Source organism: Deltaproteobacteria bacterium (genome assembly GCA_016875395.1).
Classification (GTDB): domain Bacteria; phylum Myxococcota_A; class UBA9160; order UBA9160; family UBA6930; genus VGRF01.
This window is the reverse complement of record VGRF01000007.1, coordinates 1-17,844: the sequence shown is the minus strand read 5'-3', so window position 1 is coordinate 17,844 and position 17,844 is coordinate 1. Positions and strand designations below refer to the sequence as shown.

At 71.2% G+C, this 17,844-nt stretch carries 20 protein-coding genes; 14 read left to right on the top strand and 6 right to left on the bottom strand.

Going from position 1 to position 17,844, the window contains the following annotated elements:
• Positions 1-2: 2 nt before the first annotated feature.
• Positions 3-812, bottom strand: coding sequence for an SDR family NAD(P)-dependent oxidoreductase (locus FJ091_07490; protein ID MBM4383200.1), 810 nt, complete (start codon positions 810-812; stop codon positions 3-5).
• A gap of 233 nt (positions 813-1,045) precedes the next feature.
• Here FJ091_07490 and FJ091_07485 point away from each other — a divergent pair, with 233 nt between their 5' ends.
• On the top strand, positions 1,046-1,273 hold the full coding sequence (locus tag FJ091_07485; GenBank protein MBM4383199.1) for a hypothetical protein: 228 nt from the start codon (positions 1,046-1,048) through the stop codon (positions 1,271-1,273).
• Here FJ091_07485 and FJ091_07480 read toward each other — a convergent pair.
• Positions 1,249-1,677: a PaaI family thioesterase gene (locus FJ091_07480; GenBank protein ID MBM4383198.1), complete on the bottom strand. Its 429-nt coding sequence runs from the start codon at positions 1,675-1,677 to the stop codon at positions 1,249-1,251. The genes FJ091_07485 and FJ091_07480 overlap by 25 nt on opposite strands.
• Before the next feature lie 113 nt (positions 1,678-1,790).
• Here FJ091_07480 and FJ091_07475 point away from each other — a divergent pair, with 113 nt between their 5' ends.
• Positions 1,791-2,234 carry a hypothetical protein gene (locus tag FJ091_07475; GenBank protein MBM4383197.1) on the top strand — a complete coding sequence of 148 codons (444 nt, stop codon included), beginning with the start codon at positions 1,791-1,793 and terminating at the stop codon, positions 2,232-2,234.
• A 31-nt stretch (positions 2,235-2,265) separates the two neighbouring features.
• Here FJ091_07475 and FJ091_07470 read toward each other — a convergent pair whose 3' ends face one another.
• Entirely contained in the window at positions 2,266-3,096 is an 831-nt protein-coding gene (locus tag FJ091_07470) for an enoyl-CoA hydratase/isomerase family protein (GenBank protein ID MBM4383196.1), read from the bottom strand.
• Positions 3,097-3,154: 58 nt separating this feature from the next.
• Positions 3,155-3,997, bottom strand: a complete 843-nt coding sequence (locus FJ091_07465) for an enoyl-CoA hydratase (protein ID MBM4383195.1) — start codon at positions 3,995-3,997, stop codon at positions 3,155-3,157.
• Between the two features lie 127 nt (positions 3,998-4,124).
• Between FJ091_07465 and FJ091_07460 the strand changes: the two genes are divergently transcribed.
• The 5 genes from FJ091_07460 (at position 4,125) to FJ091_07440 (ending at position 11,073) form a co-directional block, all read left to right on the top strand.
• Positions 4,125-5,132, top strand: a complete 1,008-nt coding sequence (locus FJ091_07460; protein ID MBM4383194.1) for an aldo/keto reductase — start codon at positions 4,125-4,127, stop codon at positions 5,130-5,132.
• Positions 5,133-5,821: 689 nt separating this feature from the next.
• A complete protein-coding gene (locus FJ091_07455) occupies positions 5,822-6,190 on the top strand; it encodes an MGMT family protein (protein ID MBM4383193.1) in 369 nt (122 codons plus the stop codon).
• A 100-nt stretch (positions 6,191-6,290) separates the two neighbouring features.
• Positions 6,291-7,352, top strand: coding sequence for a SurA N-terminal domain-containing protein (locus FJ091_07450; GenBank protein ID MBM4383192.1), 1,062 nt, complete (start codon positions 6,291-6,293; stop codon positions 7,350-7,352).
• A 71-nt stretch (positions 7,353-7,423) separates the two neighbouring features.
• Entirely contained in the window at positions 7,424-10,225 is a 2,802-nt protein-coding gene (uvrA, locus tag FJ091_07445; GenBank protein ID MBM4383191.1) for an excinuclease ABC subunit UvrA, read from the top strand.
• Positions 10,222-11,073: a CPBP family intramembrane metalloprotease gene (locus FJ091_07440; protein ID MBM4383190.1), complete on the top strand. Its 852-nt coding sequence runs from the start codon at positions 10,222-10,224 to the stop codon at positions 11,071-11,073. The genes uvrA and FJ091_07440 overlap by 4 nt, the downstream gene beginning before the upstream one ends.
• 75 nt (positions 11,074-11,148) lie before the next feature.
• Here the strand turns inward: FJ091_07440 and FJ091_07435 are convergent, their stop codons facing one another.
• Positions 11,149-11,625, bottom strand: a complete 477-nt coding sequence (locus FJ091_07435; GenBank protein MBM4383189.1) for a VOC family protein — start codon at positions 11,623-11,625, stop codon at positions 11,149-11,151.
• Between the two features lie 28 nt (positions 11,626-11,653).
• Positions 11,654-11,944 carry a DUF1330 domain-containing protein gene (locus tag FJ091_07430; protein MBM4383188.1) on the bottom strand — a complete coding sequence of 97 codons (291 nt, stop codon included), beginning with the start codon at positions 11,942-11,944 and terminating at the stop codon, positions 11,654-11,656.
• A gap of 267 nt (positions 11,945-12,211) precedes the next feature.
• On the opposite strand from FJ091_07430, the gene FJ091_07425 reads away from it, so the two are divergent.
• From FJ091_07425 to FJ091_07395, 7 genes are all read left to right on the top strand, one after another.
• Positions 12,212-12,640 carry a GNAT family N-acetyltransferase gene (locus tag FJ091_07425; protein MBM4383187.1) on the top strand — a complete coding sequence of 143 codons (429 nt, stop codon included), beginning with the start codon at positions 12,212-12,214 and terminating at the stop codon, positions 12,638-12,640.
• A 10-nt stretch (positions 12,641-12,650) separates the two neighbouring features.
• Entirely contained in the window at positions 12,651-13,016 is a 366-nt protein-coding gene (locus tag FJ091_07420; protein ID MBM4383186.1) for a VOC family protein, read from the top strand.
• A 77-nt stretch (positions 13,017-13,093) separates the two neighbouring features.
• Entirely contained in the window at positions 13,094-14,596 is a 1,503-nt protein-coding gene (locus FJ091_07415; protein MBM4383185.1) for a DNA-3-methyladenine glycosylase 2 family protein, read from the top strand.
• A gap of 9 nt (positions 14,597-14,605) precedes the next feature.
• Positions 14,606-15,100 carry a methylated-DNA--[protein]-cysteine S-methyltransferase gene (locus FJ091_07410; GenBank protein ID MBM4383184.1) on the top strand — a complete coding sequence of 165 codons (495 nt, stop codon included), beginning with the start codon at positions 14,606-14,608 and terminating at the stop codon, positions 15,098-15,100.
• Between the two features lie 8 nt (positions 15,101-15,108).
• Positions 15,109-15,507: a GFA family protein gene (locus FJ091_07405; protein ID MBM4383183.1), complete on the top strand. Its 399-nt coding sequence runs from the start codon at positions 15,109-15,111 to the stop codon at positions 15,505-15,507.
• A gap of 134 nt (positions 15,508-15,641) precedes the next feature.
• The gene (locus FJ091_07400) at positions 15,642-16,955 is read left to right on the top strand and encodes a HAMP domain-containing protein (GenBank protein ID MBM4383182.1); all 1,314 of its coding nucleotides are present in this window, start codon (positions 15,642-15,644) and stop codon (positions 16,953-16,955) included.
• Between the two features lie 155 nt (positions 16,956-17,110).
• Positions 17,111-17,844, top strand: a 734-nt coding sequence (locus tag FJ091_07395; protein MBM4383181.1) for a response regulator transcription factor, incomplete at its 3' end; no start/stop codon positions are given.

Here is a 17,844-nt window from a genome sequence, read left to right as displayed (position 1 = left end):
CCTCACGTTTCCTCGAGCGAGAGCGCCCGCGGCTGCTTCCCATCCACGTCCGTGAAGCCGTACTCGCGCGCGAGCGCGGCGGCGACGAGCGTCTCACCGCTTCGCCGTAACAACTCGCCGTCGCGCGCGAGCGCCACGACCGCACGCCCGGTGAAGCGCGGCGACTCGCTGTTCGAGAGATCGAGGAACGCCGCGGACTCCATCACCTTCTCCGTGCGCACCAGGCCCGGGTAGAGCGACACCACCGCGATGCCGTGCGGGCGCAGCTCGTGCGCGCAATCGGCGCTGAGCTTGTCCGTCCCCGCCTTCGAGACGCCGTAGGCGACGTTCGCGATGTGTTTCTGCGCGGCCCAGAACGAGACGTTCACGATCAGGCCGCGGCGCTGCGCGAGCATCGCGCGGGCCGCGAGCTGCGAGGCGTGGTACGCGGCGCGCACGCCCGCGCCGAGCATCGCGTCCCAGCGCCAGAGCGGCTGCTCCCAGAACGGCTTCGGCCAGGTGAACTCGCCGTTCTCCGCCATGCGCTCGTAACCGCCCCACGCGCTGTTCACGAGCACGTCGAGGCCACCGAGCCACGCGAGTCCGCGCGCGAACAGCGCCTCGGTCTGCGCGTCGTCGCTGAGGTCGCACGGCACCGCGAGCGCGGCGCCACCGAGAGTTGTTACGGACGCCGCCGTCTCCGCGAGCGCCGCTTCGTCGCGCCGGGCCAACACGACTCGCGCGCCCGCCTCAGCGAGCGCCTCCGCGATTCCGCGCCCGACGCCGCGGCTTGCGCCGGTGACGATCGCGCGCAGCGAGTGTGTGTTCGCCATGCGGAGCCCTCCCTGTAAAAGGCGTGCAAAAGCATCGCTAGGGAACGTGCTCGGCACGTTCAAGCGTGGCGCCCGGCCTGCCGGCGGGCGGTGCCGCCAGTGAGACATTTCGGCCGGGCCGAAATGTCTCACCCCGCCCTGCGACGACGCCCCGCTTCAAGGGCGAGACGGGAGAAAGCGCGCCGCGCTGTCTTCAGCGAAGCCCCGCGGCAGGCGCGGACTCTCGCTCGCACGTGGTCGATGAGTACGCGCGGGGGTTCGGCGTTCTGCGCGTGTCGGAGTCGTTCCGGAGATGCAAGCGAGGGGTCCCGCTGGCGCGGCAGCTCGACGCGAAGCGCATCGAGGCCGAATCGGAAGCGTTCGACGGGCTCGTCGGCGAGCTCGCGAAGACGTGGCGTGCCGTCGTCGCGACGCACGCAGGCGCGGCTCGCTCGAATCAGCCCCCGAGCGACATCTTGTAAGTGACCAGCGCCACCGCGACCTCGCGGCCCGCGGCGTCCGTCACGCTCACTTCGCCCGTGCAGATCTCCTTGCCGCGCCGCCGCACGCGCGCGTCGGCGACGAGATCCTGCCCGCGCCCCGCGGACACGAAGTTGATGCTGAAGCCGATCGTGGTGCCGCGCGCGCCGGGTGAAGCGCCGGGATGCGCCCAGAACGCGGCGGTCGCGGCGGAGTCGACGAGGCCCGAGATCGCGCCGCCGTGCACCGTGTCGCCGAGCGTCGTCACGTCCACGCGGTAGGGCAGCTTCACGCGCACACGATCGGGCTCGGCAGCGACGAGCTCGAGGCCGAGCAGCTTGCCGTAAGGCGAGCGCACGATCGCGGCGTCGACGAGCTGCAGCACGGGGGCGGGCAGGGCGGACATGAGAGCTCCTCTTCGGGCCGCGCAGCCTAAGTCAGCGCACTCGCGCGGGCGTGCACTTCCGCGCGAGGGAATGGCGCTGCCTTAGGATGCGCGGCTGTGCGGGAGGCGATGCGATGCGCGCGGATCACGAGGCGCTCGTGGCGGTGGCGAAGGCGCACGCGGAGGCCGAGGCGCGCGGCGATCTCGCGACCACGCTCGCGACGCTCGAGCACGATCCGGTCTACGAGCTTGCGACGCTCGGCATCTCCTTCCGCGGCAAGGCTGCGGCGCGCACTTACTACGAGCACTTCTTCGGCTCGTTTCAGCAGCACATCGCCGGCTTCGAGCTCGTGAATCAGTGGGCGACGGCGGAGGGACTCGGCGAGGAGTACTGGCTCGATCTGGCGCTGCCCGGCGCGCCGCGCGAGCGGCACCGCATCATCGGCATTCTCGTGTTCGGAGAGACGATGCTCGCCGGCGAGCGCCTCTACGCGAGCGAGCGACTGCTGCGCGTGATGCTCGGGCCGGCGTACGAAATCGCGCGGGCGCAGAGCGCCTCTCTGACGCACGAGATCTGAGCCGCGGCGCCCCGCGGCTCGGGCCTGCCTGTCAGCGCCCCTTGAAGCTCGGCTCGCGCTTCTCCACGAACGCTTTCGCGGCCTCGCGGTGATCTTCGGTGAGCCCCGTGTGCACGTGGTGGGTGGCCTCGAGGTCGAGGCAGTCCATCACGTCCGCGCCGCTCGCGGCGCGGTTGATGTTCTCTTTCATGTAGCGGTACGCGACGGTCGGCCCCTGTGCGAGGCGAAGCGCGAGCTCGCGCGTCGCCTTCGCGAGCTCGCTCGCGGGCACCACGCGGTTCACGAGGCCGAGGCGCAGCGCTTCGTCCGCCGTCACGCGATCGCTCAGGTAGTAGAGCTCGCGCGCCTTCGAGGCGCCGACGAGCTGCGTCAAGAAAAACGTGCCGCCGTAGTCGCCCGAGAAGCCGACGCGCGCGAACGAGGTGACGAGCACGGCGTTGTCGGCGGCGACGCGCAGGTCGCACGCGAGCGCGACCGCGAAGCCGGCTCCCGCGGCTGCGCCGGGCAGCGCAGCGATCACGGGCTTGGGCATGGTGTAGATGCGGCCCGAAGTCGCGCGCTGCGAGAGGCGCTGCGCGTGGATGCGCGCGTCGATGCCGGGGCCCTCGCCGCCGCCCGCGTTGCGCTCGTTCATGCCCTTCACGTCGCCGCCCGCGCAGAACGCGCCGCCGGCGCCGGTGATCACGACGCAGCCGACATCGCTCGCGCGCTCGGCGTCGTCGAGTGCGAGCGCAAGGCCGCTCAGCATCTCGCTGGAAAACGCGTTGCGGCGCTCGGGGCGGTTCAGCGTGATCGTCGCGACACGATCCTCGACGCTCGCGAGCAGGTGATCCGTGCCGGTGTCGATCGTGCGTGCGGACATGGTGAGTCCTCCGTTTTCGGTGAGTGCCGACGCTATCGCGCCGAGAGTGCAGCGAGTCTCAGTGCCCGCGGAACACGGGCTCGCGCCGCTCGACGAACGCGCGCGTCGCCTCTCGGTGATCTTCGGTGAGGCTCGACGCGACGAGGTTCGACGCCTCGAGATCGAGGCACTCGAGCATGCCGGCGCCGTCGGCCGCGCGATTCAGGTTCTCCTTCATCAGCCGGTACGCGACGGTCGGCCCGTGCGCGATGCGCAGCGCCAGCTCGCGCACCGTCGCGCCCAGCTCGCTCGCGGGCACGACGCGGTTGACGAGCCCGAGCCGCAGCGCCTCGCGCGCTTCGATGCGGTCGCTCAGGTAGTAGAGCTCGCGCGCCTTTGCGCTGCCGACGATCTGCGTTGCGAGGAACGTTCCGCCCCAGTCGCCCGAGAAGCCGATGCGCGCGAACGAAGTGACGAGCAGCGCGTTCTCGGCGGCGATGCGCAGGTCGCACGCGAGCGCGAGCGAGAAACCGCCGCCTGCGGCAGCGCCCGGCAGCGATGCGATCACGGGCTTCGCGAGGGTGTAGAGCCGTCCCGAGGTGATGCGCTGCAGTCGGCGCATTGCGTGAATGCGCGCGTCGACGTTCTCGCGTGCGCCGCTCGTCGCGCCGGGCGCGTTGCCTTCGTCCATCCCCTTCACGTCGCCGCCCGCGCTGAAGGCGCTGCCGGCGCCGGTCAGCACGACACAGCCGACGTCGCGTGCGAGCTCGATCTCTTCGAGCGCGCGCCCGAGGCCTTCGAGCATCTCGGTCGAGAACGCGTTCCGGCGTTCGGGGCGATTCAGCGTGAGCGTCGCGACGCGGTCTTCGACGCGCGCGAGCAGGTGCGAGGTACCGGTTTCGATCGTGCGTGCGGCTGTCATCGGTGGCTCCTACAGAGCGCGCGACGGTATCGCCGACGAAGAGCACGTACGTCCCCGGTGCGCGTCTTGGTGCACGCACGTCCCCGGTGCGCGCCGTGGCATCGTGTGCGCCACGGAGGTTCTCGCGATGAAGACTCGCCAGCTCGGGCGCACGGGCCTGCGCGTGCCGCCGCTCTGCCTCGGCACGATGACGTTCGGCTTGCAGAGTGATCGCGATACGTCGTTCGCGATCCTCGATCGCTCGCTCGAAGGCGGGCTCGACTTCCTCGACACCGCCGACGTGTATCCGCTCGGCGGCACGCTCGAGACGGTCGGCCGCACCGAAGAAATCATCGGCGAGTGGATGCAGCTTCGGAGCAACCGCGACCGCATCATCCTCGCGACGAAGTGCCGCGGGCAGATGGGGCGCGGCGCGAACGACGTCGGCCTCTCGCGCCAGCACATCCTGAAGGCGTGCGACGCGAGCCTGCGCCGGCTGCGCACGGATCGCATCGACCTCTATCAGACGCACTTCTTCGACGCCGACGTGCCGATCGAGGAGACGCTGCGCGCGCTCGAAGATCTCGTGCGCGCGGGCAAGCTGCGGTACGTGGGCTCCTCGAACTACCCGGCGTGGCGGCTCGCGGAAGCGCTGATGGCCGCGCGCGAGCTCGGCGCCGCGGGCTACGTCTCGGTGCAGCCGCGATACAACTTGCTGTACCGCGACATCGAGACGGAGCTGATTCCGCTGTGCATCTCGCAGGGCATCGGCGTGCTCGTCTACAACCCGCTCGCCGGCGGCTTTCTCTCGGGCAAGCACAAGCTCGCGCCCGAACCGGAAGAGCACGGGCGCTTCACGCTCGGCGCGGCGGGCAAGATGTACCGCCACCGCTACTGGCAGGAAGCGCAGTTCGCGGCGGTCGAGCGGCTCAAGAAGGAGTGCGACGCGCGCGGCGTCGACATCGTGAGCGTCGCGGTCGCGTGGGTGCTCGCGCAGCCGGGCATCACGAGCGCGATCATCGGCGCGAGCAAGCCTGCGCAGCTCGCGCCCTCGCTCGCGGCGGCGGACATGACGCTCGACGACTCGCTGCGCGAAGCGTGCGACGCGATCTGGTGGATGTTGCCGCGCAGGCCGGTGGTGGACGGGTATCGGTAGCGTGCGTTGTTAGGTGCACGGCTCGTTGCGGAGAGGGGCAACATCCCTTCCTTGTTTACTTCGCAAACCGCTCCGCAGACTCCGCGGTTTGCTGCGCGCTTCGCTTGCGGCCTCGGCCGACGTGCCTGGTCGGAGCGTTCGACTTCGAGGTCGTTCTGGCTTCGGTTGCTGCGCGTCAATGCGCGGTGGTCGTGCGGAGGGGCATCACTCGCGCGTGAGGGGTTGCTCTCGGAGTCGCTCGTTCGCGGCGTCGGGGTGGCGAGCCATCGCGGACTCGGCTCGCTTCAGGGCTCGTAGAGCGGCAGAGCGAGGGCAAGGCGCGGCGGAATCGCGGGTGCGGCGGGCTGGAAGCGAGCCTCCTGGAGTGAAGAAGTTCACACGGTTCTGAGTTGTGCGGATGGCCGGAAAGTGCCGGGAATGCGCGGGACTGGGGCGGTTCGCTGCGTGCGGCTGATCGCGTGAGTTTTGTGTGATGTCCCCAAAACTTGTGAGGCAAGCGGCGTTGCGCCGGCTCACAATGTCGCCCGCGCGGGAGCTCGAGCGCGAAGTGTCGCCCCACTATTGTGAGATCACCGACCGCGGCTCGAACTTCCAGTACCTGCCGCCCGAGCGCCGCGCGAAGCTGGCGGAGTTCTTCGCGATGGCGCAGAAGAGCTCGCGTTCCGTCGCGCGCGAGGACTGAGCTCCGCTTGGCGGCGAAGCGGAAACGCGCGGCGAAGCCGAAGAGAAATCCCGCGGGCGACGAGTCGACGTACGAGCGCATCTGGCGCGTGGCGAAGCGCATCCCGCGCGGGCACGTCGTCACGTACGGCCAGCTCGCCGAGCTCGCGGGCTTGCCGCGCGCGCCGCGCCAAGCCGGCTATGCGATGGCCTCGCTGCCGAGCGGCTCGCGCGTCCCGTGGCAGCGCGTCGTGAACGCGCGCGGCGAGATCAGCCCGCGCAGCGACCCCGGCGGCGAGTGGGTGCAGCGCGTCCTGCTCGAACGCGAGGGCATCGAGTTCGACGAGCGGGGGCGCATCGACCTGCGGCGGTTCGGGTGGCGGCCGCGGATTGCGTAACTCGGAGTTGGTCTTGCTCAACTCCCCAGCCGCGCGCCGAGTCGAGCAAGAACGTCCCCAAGCCTGATTTGCGCAACGCGGCGCTAAGGTGCTCCCCCTCATGCGCACCTCCCAGCTCTCCCGCGTCGTCGTTCCCACTGCCTTCGCCGCCGTTTGCGCGCTCGCGTCGCCCGCGTTCGCCCAGGGCGCGCTCGAGGGCCTGATCGAGGAGGAGCAGGCCGCCGCCGCCGAGACGTCGCTGTTGCTCGAAGGCATCGCGGCGCAGGTCGGCGCGGAGATCGTGCTCGTGTCCGAAGTGCGCGAGCTGGCGGCGCCCACCATCGCGCGCGCGAAGGCGGCGGGCGCGAGCGAGCGCGACCTGCGCATGGTCGAGGCGCAGGCGCTCGAGCGGCTGATCGAGAAGGCGTTGCTGCGCATCGTCGTGAAGCGCGCGGAGCTGCAGGCGACCGACGAGGAGATCGACGGCACGATCGCGGAGATCGCTTCGGACAACGGCATCACGCCGGAGCGGCTGCGCGCGAGCGTGGAGGCGCAGGGCCTTCCGTACTCGGCGTATCGCGAGCGCATCAGGGGCGAGATCGAGCACTCGAAGGTGGTCAACGGCGTGATCGGCTCGCGCGTCGAGATCAAGCCGGAAGAGGTGAAGGAGATCTACGACGCCGAGTTCGCGAGTCGCCCCCAGAGCGGCCGCGAGTTCCACGCGCGCAGCTTCGTCGTCTCGCCGCCGGCTCCCGATCAGCGCGTTGCGGCGTGCGACGCGGTGCGCGCAGCGCGCGCGCGCGTCGCCGCGGGGGAAGACCTGCTCGAGGTGGCGAACGGCGTCGCGACGATGAATCCCGAGCTCGGCTGGGTGCACGAGTCGAAGCTCGCGCCGTGGCTCGAAGCGGCGGTGCGCCCCCTCGCGCCCGGGCAACTGAGCGAAGTGAGCGAGGAGGCGTTCGGCTGCGTGTTCGTGCAGCTCGTCGAGGCGCGCGACGTGAAGCCCGTCGCGTTCGAAGACGCGCAGCGCGCGATCATGAATAAGCTCTACGGCGAGCGGCTCGACGGCGAGTACGAGAAGTTCATCACCGAGATTCGCGAGCACACCTACATCGAACGCAAGGGCTTGGTCGCGAGCATCGAGGAGTTCACGCAGCCGGCGGGCGCAACGCCCGAGTCTTGATCTCTGCGCGGAGCGCGGCGGAAGTGGTGACGCCGGTGACCTCAGCGGCCTCGCGCGGCGAGCCGGCCGCCATCTCGATTCGCGGCGCGAAGGTCCACAATCTCCGCGACGTCGACGTCGACATTCCCCGCAACAAGCTCGTCGTGATCACGGGGCTCTCGGGCAGCGGCAAGTCCTCGCTCGCGTTCGACACGCTCTACGCCGAGGGCCAGCGCCGCTACGTCGAGTCGCTCTCCGCGTACGCGCGGCAATTCCTGGATCAGCTCGCGCGGCCGGAGGTCGAGTCGATCAGCGGGCTCTCGCCGTCGATCGCGATCGAGCAGGCCACGGTGAGCCGCAGCCCGCGCTCGACGGTCGGCACCGCGACCGAGCTGCTCGATCACCTGCGCTTGTTGTTCGCGCGCGTGGGAGTCGCGCACTGTCACTCGTGCGGGAAGCCGATCTCGAGCCAAACCGTGGAGCAGATGACGGCGCGCATCCTCGCGCTCGGCGACGGCGCGCGCGTCACGTTGCTCGCGCCGGTGATTCGAGAGCGCAAGGGCGAGCACAAGCAGGAGCTGGCCGAGCTCGCGGAGAAGGGCTTCGTGCGCGCGCGGGTCGACGGCGAGCTGCGCGACCTCGCGAGCGAGATCAAGCTCGCGAAGACGAAGGCGCACACGATCGAGGCGGTGGTCGACCGCATCGTGGCGCGCGAGTCCGCGCGCGCGCGCATCGCGGAGTCGCTCGCGACGGCGCTCGGCCTCGGCGGCGGCGTGTGCAGCGTGGCGTGGGAGCGAGAGAGAGCGAACGGTGAAGCGCTCTTCTCGCAGACGAGCGCGTGCGTCGACTGCGGTGTCTCATACCCCGCGCTCGAGCCGAGGCACTTCTCGTTCAACAGCGCGTCGGGCGCGTGCAATGCGTGCGGCGGTCTCGGCACCGCGGACGAGCTCGATCCCGAGAAGGTCGTGCCCGATCCCTCGCGCGCGCTCGCGGACGCGATTGCGCCGTGGGGCGGCGCGCGCGCGCCGCGTTACTACGCGCAGCTGCTCGCTGGCGTGGCGGCGCACCTCGACGTTTCGCTGGAGACGCCGTGGAGCGAGCTGCCGAAGAGCGCACAAAAGGTCGTGCTCCACGGCGCCGGCGCGCGCGAGCTCGAGTTCAAGCACGGCAAGCGCGGCCTGCGCAGCGTGAAGCGCAAGTTCGACGGCGTGCTCGGCGAGTTGTCACGGAGAATCGCGGCGGGCGAAGTGTCGGACGAGGAGCGCGCGCGCTACTCGCGCGCAGCGGCGTGCGGAGAGTGCGCGGGCGCGCGCGTCGGCGTGATCGCGCGCAACGTGCGCATCGCGGGCCGCACGTTGCCCGAGCTCGCGGCGCTGCCAGTGAGCGAGGTGCGCGCATGGCTCGCCGCGCTCGCGCTCGCGCCGAACCAGCGCGCGATCGCCGATCGCATCCTCGAGGAGATTCGCGAGCAGCTGCGCTTCCTCAGCGACGTCGGCCTCGACTACCTCTCGCTCGACCGCCCCACGAGCTCGCTCTCCGGCGGCGAGGCGCAGCGCATCCGCCTCGCGACGCAAGTGGGCGCGCACCTGATGGGCGTGATGTACGTGCTCGACGAGCCGTCGATCGGCCTCCACCCGCGCGATCACGCGCGCCTGCTCGCGAGCCTCGAGAAGCTGCGCGACGCGGGCAACAGCGTGATCGTGGTCGAGCACGACGAGGAGACGATGCGCCGTGCCGACTGGGTGATCGACATGGGTCCCGGCGCGGGCGTGCACGGCGGCGAGCTCGTGGCCGAGGGAACGCTGCGCGAGATCGAGGCGAGCGCGGCGTCCCTGACAGGTGCGTACCTCTCGGGCCGCCGCGCGATCCGCGTGCCGGCGCGGCGCGATCTCGCCGAGGCGAACAAGCTCGCGCTCCGCGGTTGCCGCGCGCACAACTTGCAGAACGTCAGCATCGAGATTCCGCTCGGCCGCCTCACCGTGGTCACCGGCGTCTCGGGCTCCGGCAAGTCCACGCTCGTGAACGACACGCTGCACCGCGCGCTCGCGAAACGACTTCACCGCGCGGAGGCCGAGCCCGGCGCGCACGACTCCCTAACAGGTGTAGATGCGATCGAGCGCGTGGTCGACGTCGACCAAGCGCCGATCGGCCGCACGCCGCGCTCGAACCCCGCCACGTACACCGGCGTGTTCGACGGGATTCGCGCGCTCTTTGCCGCGGTGCCCGAAGCGCGCGCGCGCGGCTACGGCCCGGGGCGCTTCTCGTTCAACGTGAAGGGCGGCCGCTGCGAGAGCTGCCAGGGCGACGGCTCGCTGCGCGTCGAGATGCACTTCCTGCCCGACCTGTTCGTGCCCTGCGAAGTGTGCGGCTCTCGGCGCTACAACCGCGAGACGCTCGAGATTCGGTACAAGGGCAAGAGCATCGCCGAGGTGCTCGCCATGTCCGTCGAGGACGCGACATCGTTCTTCGAGAACGTGCCGCGCGTGCGGCGTCCCCTCGAAACGCTGCGCGACGTCGGCCTCGGCTACCTGCAGCTCGGTCAGCCCGCGACGACGCTCTCGGGCGGCGAAGCGCAGCGCGTGAAGCTCGCGAGCGAGCTCTCGCGCCGCGGCGAGGGTGCGACGCTCTACCTGCTCGACGAGCCGACGACGGGCCTTCACTTCGCCGACGTGGAGCGCCTGCTCGACGTCTTGCAGCGCCTCGTCGAGCGCGGCAACACCGTGCTCGTGATCGAGCATCATCTCGACGTGATCAAAGTCGCGGACTACGTGATCGACCTCGGCCCCGAAAGCGGCGCGGGCGGCGGCCGCGTCGTCGCGGCGGGCACGCCCGAGGAAGTCGCGCGCTGCGCCGAGAGCCACACCGGCCGCGCGCTCGCGAAGGTTCTGAGATGAGTTCGCAAGCGCCCGGGCCTCCGTTCCCGACGCCGGGGCTCGCGTTCGGGCTCGCGGGTCTCGCGGCCTTCGCGATGCTCGCGCTCACCGCGGGCTTCGGCGGTGGCACCGCCGCCTTCGCGTTTGCCTCCGTCGCCGCGCTCGGCGGCCTCGGCACGCTCGCCGCGCGCTACGTGCCCGAGCCCGCTCCGCTGCGCCTCGGCCTTACCGCCCTCTCGCTGAGCGCGCTTCCCCTCGTGCTGTTGTTGTTGCCCGTCGTGCTGCTCACCTCCGAGGCGGACAACTGGATCCGCATCGCGCTCGATGCGAAGCAAAGCGCCGAGCTGGGAAAGCCGAAGGCGTTGCCGGTCGAGGAGATCCTCACCGCCGTCCTCTTGCTGCCGATCGTGCGCGAGTTCTTCCTTCGCGGCGTGCTGTTGCAGGGCTGCGTCTCCGCGCTCGGTCGCGCGCGCGGCATCGCTCTGATCGCATTCCTGCAGGCGCTGCTCTTCTCACCGGGCGACCCGGCGCAGCCCGCCATGCTCGCGAGCGCCGCCGCGCAGGGCCTCGTGCTCGGCGGCTTGTTAGGCGCGTTGCGCCTCGCGACGGGCTCGATCCTGCCCTGCATCGCGCTCGAAGCGGGCACCACGGCGATCGGCGTCGCAGCAACCGTGTACCCGCACCTTGCGCCGATCCCCGGCTTCAACGCGCCCGGCGACACGACGCCGCTCAGCGTGCTCGCGCCCGCCGCGCTTTCGGTCGCCGCGGGGATCTGGCTGCTCGCACAGCAGCTGGAGCGCGAGCCCGAACTGCCGCCGATTCCGCCGCCTGCGCCCGAAGACGACGAGGAGCCGGGGAGCTTGTTCTAGGCGCCGACGCACGAATCATCGATCACGGCGGCTACGCGAGTGCTCGCAGCTTCTCGGCCCCGAGCGAGCTCAGGCTCACGTCCCGATCAGCTTCCCCATCGGCCCCCTGCCGCTGCCGAGCTGGCCTTCGGGTCCGAAGTGCCCGCGCCCCGGCACGTGATTCACCTCGACGCGAATGCCGTCGGGATCCTCGAACAAGATCGAGTAATAACCCGGCGCCCACGGGCCGACGTCGGGCGCGCGCAGGATGTTCACGTTCGGCTCGTTCTTCAGGAACGCGTGCACCGCCGCGATGTCCTCGTTGCTGCGCGCGCGAAAGCAGAAGTGGTGCAGGCCCGCGCGCGTCTGATCGAAGCGCGTGCCGCGGTGCTCGGGCGCCGACGCGCGCACGAGGATGCCGGTGCGCGAGCCGATGCAGTAGATCGTGTCCGCGTTCTTGATCAGCGTCTTCATCGAGAGGAAGTGGCAGAAGCGCTCCCAGAACGGCAGGCACTTCTCCGCGTCGTTCACCGAGATCTGGATGTGCGCGATCCCATTCATCTCCACGGCCATGTTCGTCTCCAGCGGTCGATCGAGGTTGTCAGGCGAGGCCTTGCAGGATCACCGCGTTCGCGCGCGAGGCGCGCCAGCGGTGCTGCGCGATGGCTTGATACTCGGGGGAGCGGTACCAGCGCTCGGCCTCGGCGGCGTCGGGGAAGCGGATCAGCACGGTGCGCGTGTGCGGCCACGTGCCCTCGACGACCGTGGGCTTCTCGTCCACGACGAGCAGCTCGCCGCGAAAGTTCTTGAACACGTCCATGAACGCGGCCTCGTAGCGGCCGTACTCGGCGCGGTCCTCGATCGTCAGCTCGGCGAGCACGTAGGCGGGCATCGCGCGTCTCCTTCGCGCGCACGATAGAGCGGCGCTCGGGGAGCGGGCGTTTTCCTGCAAAGGAATCTCGCAACAGGCGTGGGTCTCTCGGTGCACCTCGCTGGCGTTCAGACCGGAATGGCGCTCGTGATCCGCAGCCTCGTCGGCGTGGATGATCCTCGCCTCGCTCGCCCTCGCGGGTGTACGGCACGAGTCGCTCGACGCCGATCGCGCGCGGCCTCCGCGCTTCTGCGACGCGCGGGTAGGCTGGTGTGCGGAGGACCGCGCATGGAGATTCGCCCCGCGCGCGCCGCCGACCTCGCGGCAGCACAGCAGTTGTTACGGGAGGCGAAGCTTCCCTGGGAAGACGTCGCTCCGCACTTCGCTGCGTTCCTGGTGGGCGAGCGAGGCGGCGCGCTCGTCGCCTGCGCCGGCCTCGAGTACTACGGCGAAGTCGCGCTCGTGCGCTCGGTCGCGATCGCCGAGACGCTGCGCAACGCGGGCCTCGGCGCTGCACTGTGCGACACCCTGCTCGGCGACGCGCGCCGCCGCGGCGTGCGCGACGCGTACCTGCTGACGACCACCGCGCCGCGCTTCTTCGCGCGCATGGGCTTCGCGCCGATCGCCCGCGACGTCGCGCCGCCGGCGATCCAGCGCACGCGCGAGTTCACGGAGCTGTGCCCAGCGAGTGCGGCGGTGATGCACCGCGCGCTCTGAGGAGAGATCCATGGTGAAGCTCGACCACCTCGGCCTCTACGTCGCCGACCCGCGCCGCAGCGCCGACTTCTACGTCCGCAACTTCGGTTTCGCGATCGAGATGGAGGCTCCTGGCGGCGAAATGATCGCGATCAAGGACGACGCCGAGTTCACGATCTTTCTCGGCCGCGATCCCGAGCGCGCCGCGCTCGCCGCCTGCGATTTGTTCCTGCAAGTCGATGACGTGGAGATGAAGCATCGCGAGCTCACGGCCGCAGGCGTCGCATTCGCGAAGCCCCCGGAGAAGCTCTTCTGGGGCTACGGCGCCGAGCTGCTCGACCACGACGGCTATCGCGTGCATGTGTGGGACGAGAAGTCGATGCGGGAGAAGGGCTGAAGCCGAGCGCCGCGCGCTCCCGCGATCGCGTCCGAAAACGGCCAGTGCGCACCCGGCGCTCGCGTAGGATCGCGCGCATGGACCGAGAGAGAGCCGTCGCCTCCGTCGCCGCGAGCGGCCCCGCGCACGCGCCAGAGTCCTGCACCGCACTCGATCCACGCGCAGCCTACGCAGCGATTCGCGCGCGCGACGCGCGCTTCGACGGGCGGCTCTTCGTCGCCGTGCGCACGACGCGCATCTACTGCCGCCCGATCTGCCCGGCGAAGACGCCCGCGTTCGAGCGCTGCACGTTCCACGCGAGCGCAGCGGCGGCGGAGCGCGCGGGCTATCGGCCGTGCCTGCGCTGCCGCCCCGAGCTCGCGCCGGGGCTCGCGCGCGTCGACGCGCTGTCGCGCCTCGCGCAGCGCGCGGTGCGCCGCATCGAGGACGGCGCGAGCGAGCTGCCTGCACTCGCGCGCGCGCTCGGCGTCTCGGAGCGCCACGTACGTCGCGCGGTCGCGAGCGAGCTCGGCGTCGCGCCCGCGGAGCTGATTCGCACGCGCCGCCTGCTGCTGGCGAAGCAGCTGCTCACCGACACGCGCATGCCCGTCACGAGCGTCGCGTTCGCGAGCGGCTTCGAGAGCGTGCGCCGCTTCAACGCCGCGTTCCGAGAGCGCTATCGCCTCGCGCCGAGTGTGCTCCGCAAGAGCGCGAAGGGGGCGCCGAGCGAGGCGAACGACGCGATCGCGCTCGATCTGCCGTATCGCGCGCCGCTCGCGTGGGACGCGCTGCTCGCGTTCCTCGCGCCGCGCGCGATTCGCGGCGTCGAGCACGTCAGCGAGGGTCGTTACTCGCGCACGGTCGCGATCGGCGATGCGCGCGGCTGGCTGCGGGTTGCGCCTTCGCAGCGCGCGAACGCGCTGCGCGCAGAGCTGTCGCCCTCGCTCGCGCCCGTTCTGCTCCCTGTCGTCGCGAGGTTGCGCGCGCTGTTCGACCTCGCGGCGGATCCTGCTCGGATCACGCCGCAGCTCGCCGGCGACGCTGCGCTCGCGAAGCGGGTCGCCGAGAACCCGGGGCTGCGCGTGCCGGGCGCCTTCGACGGCTTCGAGCTGCTCGCGCGCGCGATTCTCGGGCAGCAGGTGTCGGTCGCGGCGGCGACCACGTTCGCCGCACGCCTCGCCGATCGTTTCGGCGAAGCGCTCGAGACGCCGCACGCGGAGCTGTCGCGCCTGACACCTACCGCCGCGCGCATTGCCGGCGCGCGCGTCGATTCGATCGCGGGCATCGGTCTCACGCGCGCCCGCGCCGAGACGCTGCGCGCCGCAGCGCGCGCGTGCGCCGACGGCGCGCTCGATCTCGCGCCCGGCGCCGATCCGGAGCGTGTGCGCGAGGCGCTGCTCGCGCTGCCGGGCATCGGACCGTGGACCGCGGACTACGTACTGATGCGCGCGGTCGCGTGGCCCGACGCGTTCCCGCACGGCGACCTCGGCCTGCGCAAGGCGCTGCGCATCGACGACGCGCGCGCAGTGCTCGAGCGCTCCGAGGCATGGCGCCCGTGGCGCTCGTACGCCGCACTCCACCTCTGGAGCTCGCTCGCCTAGGAGGCCCGAATGACCCTCGCCACGACGCTTCACACCGAGCTCGCGAGCCCACTCGGCGCGCTCACGCTCACGGCCGACGGCGCTGCGCTCACGAGCGTGCGCTTCGAGCAGCACGCGCATCTCGCGCCGCTTTCGGCGGACTCACGTCGCGACGACAGCGCTGCCGTTTTCGCGGAGGCGCGCAGGCAGCTCGCCGCCTACTTCGCCGGCGAGCTGCGCGCGTTCGCGTTGCCGCTCGCACCGCGTGGCAGCGATTTCCAGCGCAAGGTCTGGGCTGCCCTCACGGAGATTCCGTTCGGCGCCACCTCCACGTACGGCGCGCTCGCGCGCAGGCTCGGCGCGCCGAATCACGCGCGCGCGGTCGGGCATGCGAACGCGCGCAACCCGTTCTCGATTCTCGTGCCGTGCCATCGCGTCGTCGGCGCGAGCGGCGCGCTCACGGGCTACGCGGGCGGCGCCCCGCGAAAGCGCTGGCTGCTCGCGCACGAAGGAGCGCTGCGATGAGCGAAGCGGTGCACCGCGGTGGCTGCTTGTGCGGCGCCGTTCGCTACGAGGCGCGCGGGGCGGGCCGCCACCAAGTGTTCTGCCACTGCGCGACCTGCCGGCGTGCGGCCGGTGCTTCGCCCGTCGCGTGGGTGACGTTCGACGCGGACTCGTTTCGTGTCACGAAGGGCGAGCTCGCGCGCTTTCGCTCCTCCGAGCGCGTGCAGCGCGGTTTCTGCCGCGATTGCGGAACCGCGCTGACGTACGCGCACGCGCGGCGTCCCGCGGATCTCGACGTGACTACCGCGAGCCTCGACGATCCCGCCGCCTTTCCGCCGAAGCGACACATCTTGCTGGCGGACCGCGTCGACTGGGCGCCGCTCGCAGACGGGCTGCCGCAGTTCAGGCGGTGGGGCGCAGCCACATAACAAGCGAACCGGCTGCCAGACGCCGCGGCCTGCAGCGTTGCACGCGCGCTGCGTGTCTGAAGCCAGCATGAAGGCGCGCGTTCGGAGCCTCTCGCCGCGGTGATAGGCTGGCCACGTCCCATCACAGGCGCGACATGCAGCTCGTTCTCTCGGTCGGGGCACGCTGGGCGCTCAGGTACACGGTCGCGATGGCCGCGACGCTCGCGGTGTTCGCGGCGGTCGTGTACGGCGTCGTGTCTCAGCGCTCGGATCGCGCAGCGCGGCTCGTCGCGCGCACGCAGCTGACCGAGCTGCTGGGCGCGCTCGAAGCGCGCGCACAGACGGGGACCACCGCCGAGTACGAAGCGTGGTGTGCGCGGTACCTCGCGAGCCGCGTCGCCGAGGCCGATCCTGAGCTCGGGCTCGGCATTCGCTTGCTGCGCTTCGACGGTCGCCTGCGCGTCGACGTCGGCGTGCTGCGCGGCGTCGACATCGTGCTGCCGCAGCAAGTCGCGACGGGGCGCGTCGCTTCGGAGATCTATGCGGGCAGGCTGCGCGGCGCCGGCCGCTACTTCGTCGCGTCCGCCGCGGCGCCCATCGGCTTCGCGCAGGTCGCCGTCTCGACGCGCCACTGGGCCGACGGCCTCGCCGAGCTGCGCAACGTGATGCTCGCGGCGCTGCCGCTGATGCTGCTCGCGAGCGGCGCCGCGGGCTTCTTGCTGGCGCGGCGCAGCCTCGCATCGGTCGGCGAGATCGCGCGCGCCGCGGAGCAGCTCTCGAGCGCGAATCTGCACGATGCGATTCCCGTGCACGGCACGGAGGACGAGCTGGACCGCCTCGCCGTCGCGCTCAACGCGATGCTGGCGCGCATTCGCGAGGGCATGGAGCACGTGCACCGCTTCAATGCGAACGCGGCACACGAGCTGCGCACGCCGCTGCAGCGCATCGGCTCGCGCCTCGATGCCGCGCTCGCGCAGGCACCTGACGCGGAGGCGCAGCGCGCCGTCCTGCTCGAGCTGCGCGAGGAGATCGCAGCGCTCGGCGGCGCGCTGAACGCACTGCTGCGCCTCGCGCAGGTGGAGTCGGGGCTCGATCCTGCGCACACCGCGCCCGTCGAGCTCGCGAAGTTGTTACGGACGCAAGCGGAGTTCTTCGCGCCGCTCGCCGAGCAGCGAACGATCGCGCTCGTGCTCGTGGAGCCGCTGCCGGAGGCCGTCGTGCGCGGCGACGCGAGCTGGCTGGAGCGGCTCTTCTCGAACTTGCTCGACAACGCGCTCAAGTACTCCCGGCCGGGAGATCGCGTCGAGCTGAGCGCGCGCGTTGCGGGCGGCTCGGTCACGGTGACGATCGTGGACAGCGGCCCCGGCATTGCGCCCGAAGATCTCGCGCGCCTCTGGGATCGCTTCGCGCGCGGTGCGGCGCAGACCGGCCGCGGCGGCTTCGGCCTCGGTCTCGCACTCGCGCGCTAGATCGCGCGCGCGCACGACGGAGACATCGCGGCCGACAGCGAGCCCGGCCGCGGCGCGCGCTTCAGCGTGTCGCTCCCGCTCTTCACCTCGCACCGGGTGCGCCACGCGCGGCCGAGCGAGCGGCGCAGTTCTCAGCGAAAGCTCGGAGGCGGCTCGTGAAGATCCTCTACGTCGAAGACGACGCCGAAGCGCGCGAGCTGATCGCGCGTTTCCTCGGCGAGAACGGGCTCACTGTGGAGACCGCACCGGACGGCAGGCGCGGCCTCGAGCGCGCGCTCGGCCGCGCCTACGACGCGCTCGTGCTCGACGTGAAGCTGCCCGGCATGGACGGCTTTCAGCTGATCCAGAAGATCCGCGCAGCGAACGTCACGACACCCGTGCTGTGCCTCACCGCGCTCGGCGAAGTGGCGAGCCGCGTGCGCGGCCTCGAGCTCGGCGCCGACGACTATCTCGCGAAACCGTTCGCGCTCGCGGAGTTGCTCGCACGCATCCGTGCGCTCGTGCGCCGCCGCGAGCGTCCGCTCGCGAACCGCATGCAGATCGCGGAACTCGCGCTCGACGTGAGCGCGCACCAGGTCCGGCGCGGGGGCAAGGTGGTCGCCCTGACACCTCGCGAGTTCGACCTACTCGCGTACCTGATGCGGCACGAGGGGAGCGTGGTGTCGCGGCAGATGATCGTGGAGCGCGTGTGGGGGGATGGGTTCGATTCGTTCTCGAACGCGATCGATGTACACGTGAACAATCTGCGGAACAAAGTGGACAAGCCGTTCGAGAGGAAGCTGATCCACACGGTGAAGGGTGTGGGGTATGTGGTGGAGGATCGCGGGGGGGGGGGGGGGGGGGGGGGGGGGGGGGGGGGGGGGGGGGCGGGGGAGGGGGCGGGGGGGGG

What these genes read in the sequence shown, in the direction of transcription:
- FJ091_07490 (MBM4383200.1), bottom strand. Translation starts at nt 812, where the DNA reads ATGGCGAACACACACTCGCTGCGCGCGATCGTCACCGGCGCAAGCCGC.
- FJ091_07480 (MBM4383198.1), bottom strand. Translation starts at nt 1,677, where the DNA reads ATGTCCGCCCTGCCCGCCCCCGTGCTGCAGCTCGTCGACGCCGCGATC.
- FJ091_07475 (MBM4383197.1), top strand. Translation starts at nt 1,791, where the DNA reads ATGCGCGCGGATCACGAGGCGCTCGTGGCGGTGGCGAAGGCGCACGCG.
- FJ091_07470 (MBM4383196.1), bottom strand. Translation starts at nt 3,096, where the DNA reads ATGTCCGCACGCACGATCGACACCGGCACGGATCACCTGCTCGCGAGC.
- FJ091_07465 (MBM4383195.1), bottom strand. Translation starts at nt 3,997, where the DNA reads ATGACAGCCGCACGCACGATCGAAACCGGTACCTCGCACCTGCTCGCG.
- FJ091_07460 (MBM4383194.1), top strand. Translation starts at nt 4,125, where the DNA reads ATGAAGACTCGCCAGCTCGGGCGCACGGGCCTGCGCGTGCCGCCGCTC.
- FJ091_07450 (MBM4383192.1), top strand. Translation starts at nt 6,291, where the DNA reads ATGCGCACCTCCCAGCTCTCCCGCGTCGTCGTTCCCACTGCCTTCGCC.
- FJ091_07440 (MBM4383190.1), top strand. Translation starts at nt 10,222, where the DNA reads ATGAGTTCGCAAGCGCCCGGGCCTCCGTTCCCGACGCCGGGGCTCGCG.
- FJ091_07435 (MBM4383189.1), bottom strand. Translation starts at nt 11,625, where the DNA reads ATGGCCGTGGAGATGAATGGGATCGCGCACATCCAGATCTCGGTGAAC.
- FJ091_07430 (MBM4383188.1), bottom strand. Translation starts at nt 11,944, where the DNA reads ATGCCCGCCTACGTGCTCGCCGAGCTGACGATCGAGGACCGCGCCGAG.
- FJ091_07425 (MBM4383187.1), top strand. Translation starts at nt 12,212, where the DNA reads ATGGAGATTCGCCCCGCGCGCGCCGCCGACCTCGCGGCAGCACAGCAG.
- FJ091_07420 (MBM4383186.1), top strand. Translation starts at nt 12,651, where the DNA reads ATGGTGAAGCTCGACCACCTCGGCCTCTACGTCGCCGACCCGCGCCGC.
- FJ091_07415 (MBM4383185.1), top strand. Translation starts at nt 13,094, where the DNA reads ATGGACCGAGAGAGAGCCGTCGCCTCCGTCGCCGCGAGCGGCCCCGCG.
- FJ091_07410 (MBM4383184.1), top strand. Translation starts at nt 14,606, where the DNA reads ATGACCCTCGCCACGACGCTTCACACCGAGCTCGCGAGCCCACTCGGC.
- FJ091_07400 (MBM4383182.1), top strand. Translation starts at nt 15,642, where the DNA reads ATGCAGCTCGTTCTCTCGGTCGGGGCACGCTGGGCGCTCAGGTACACG.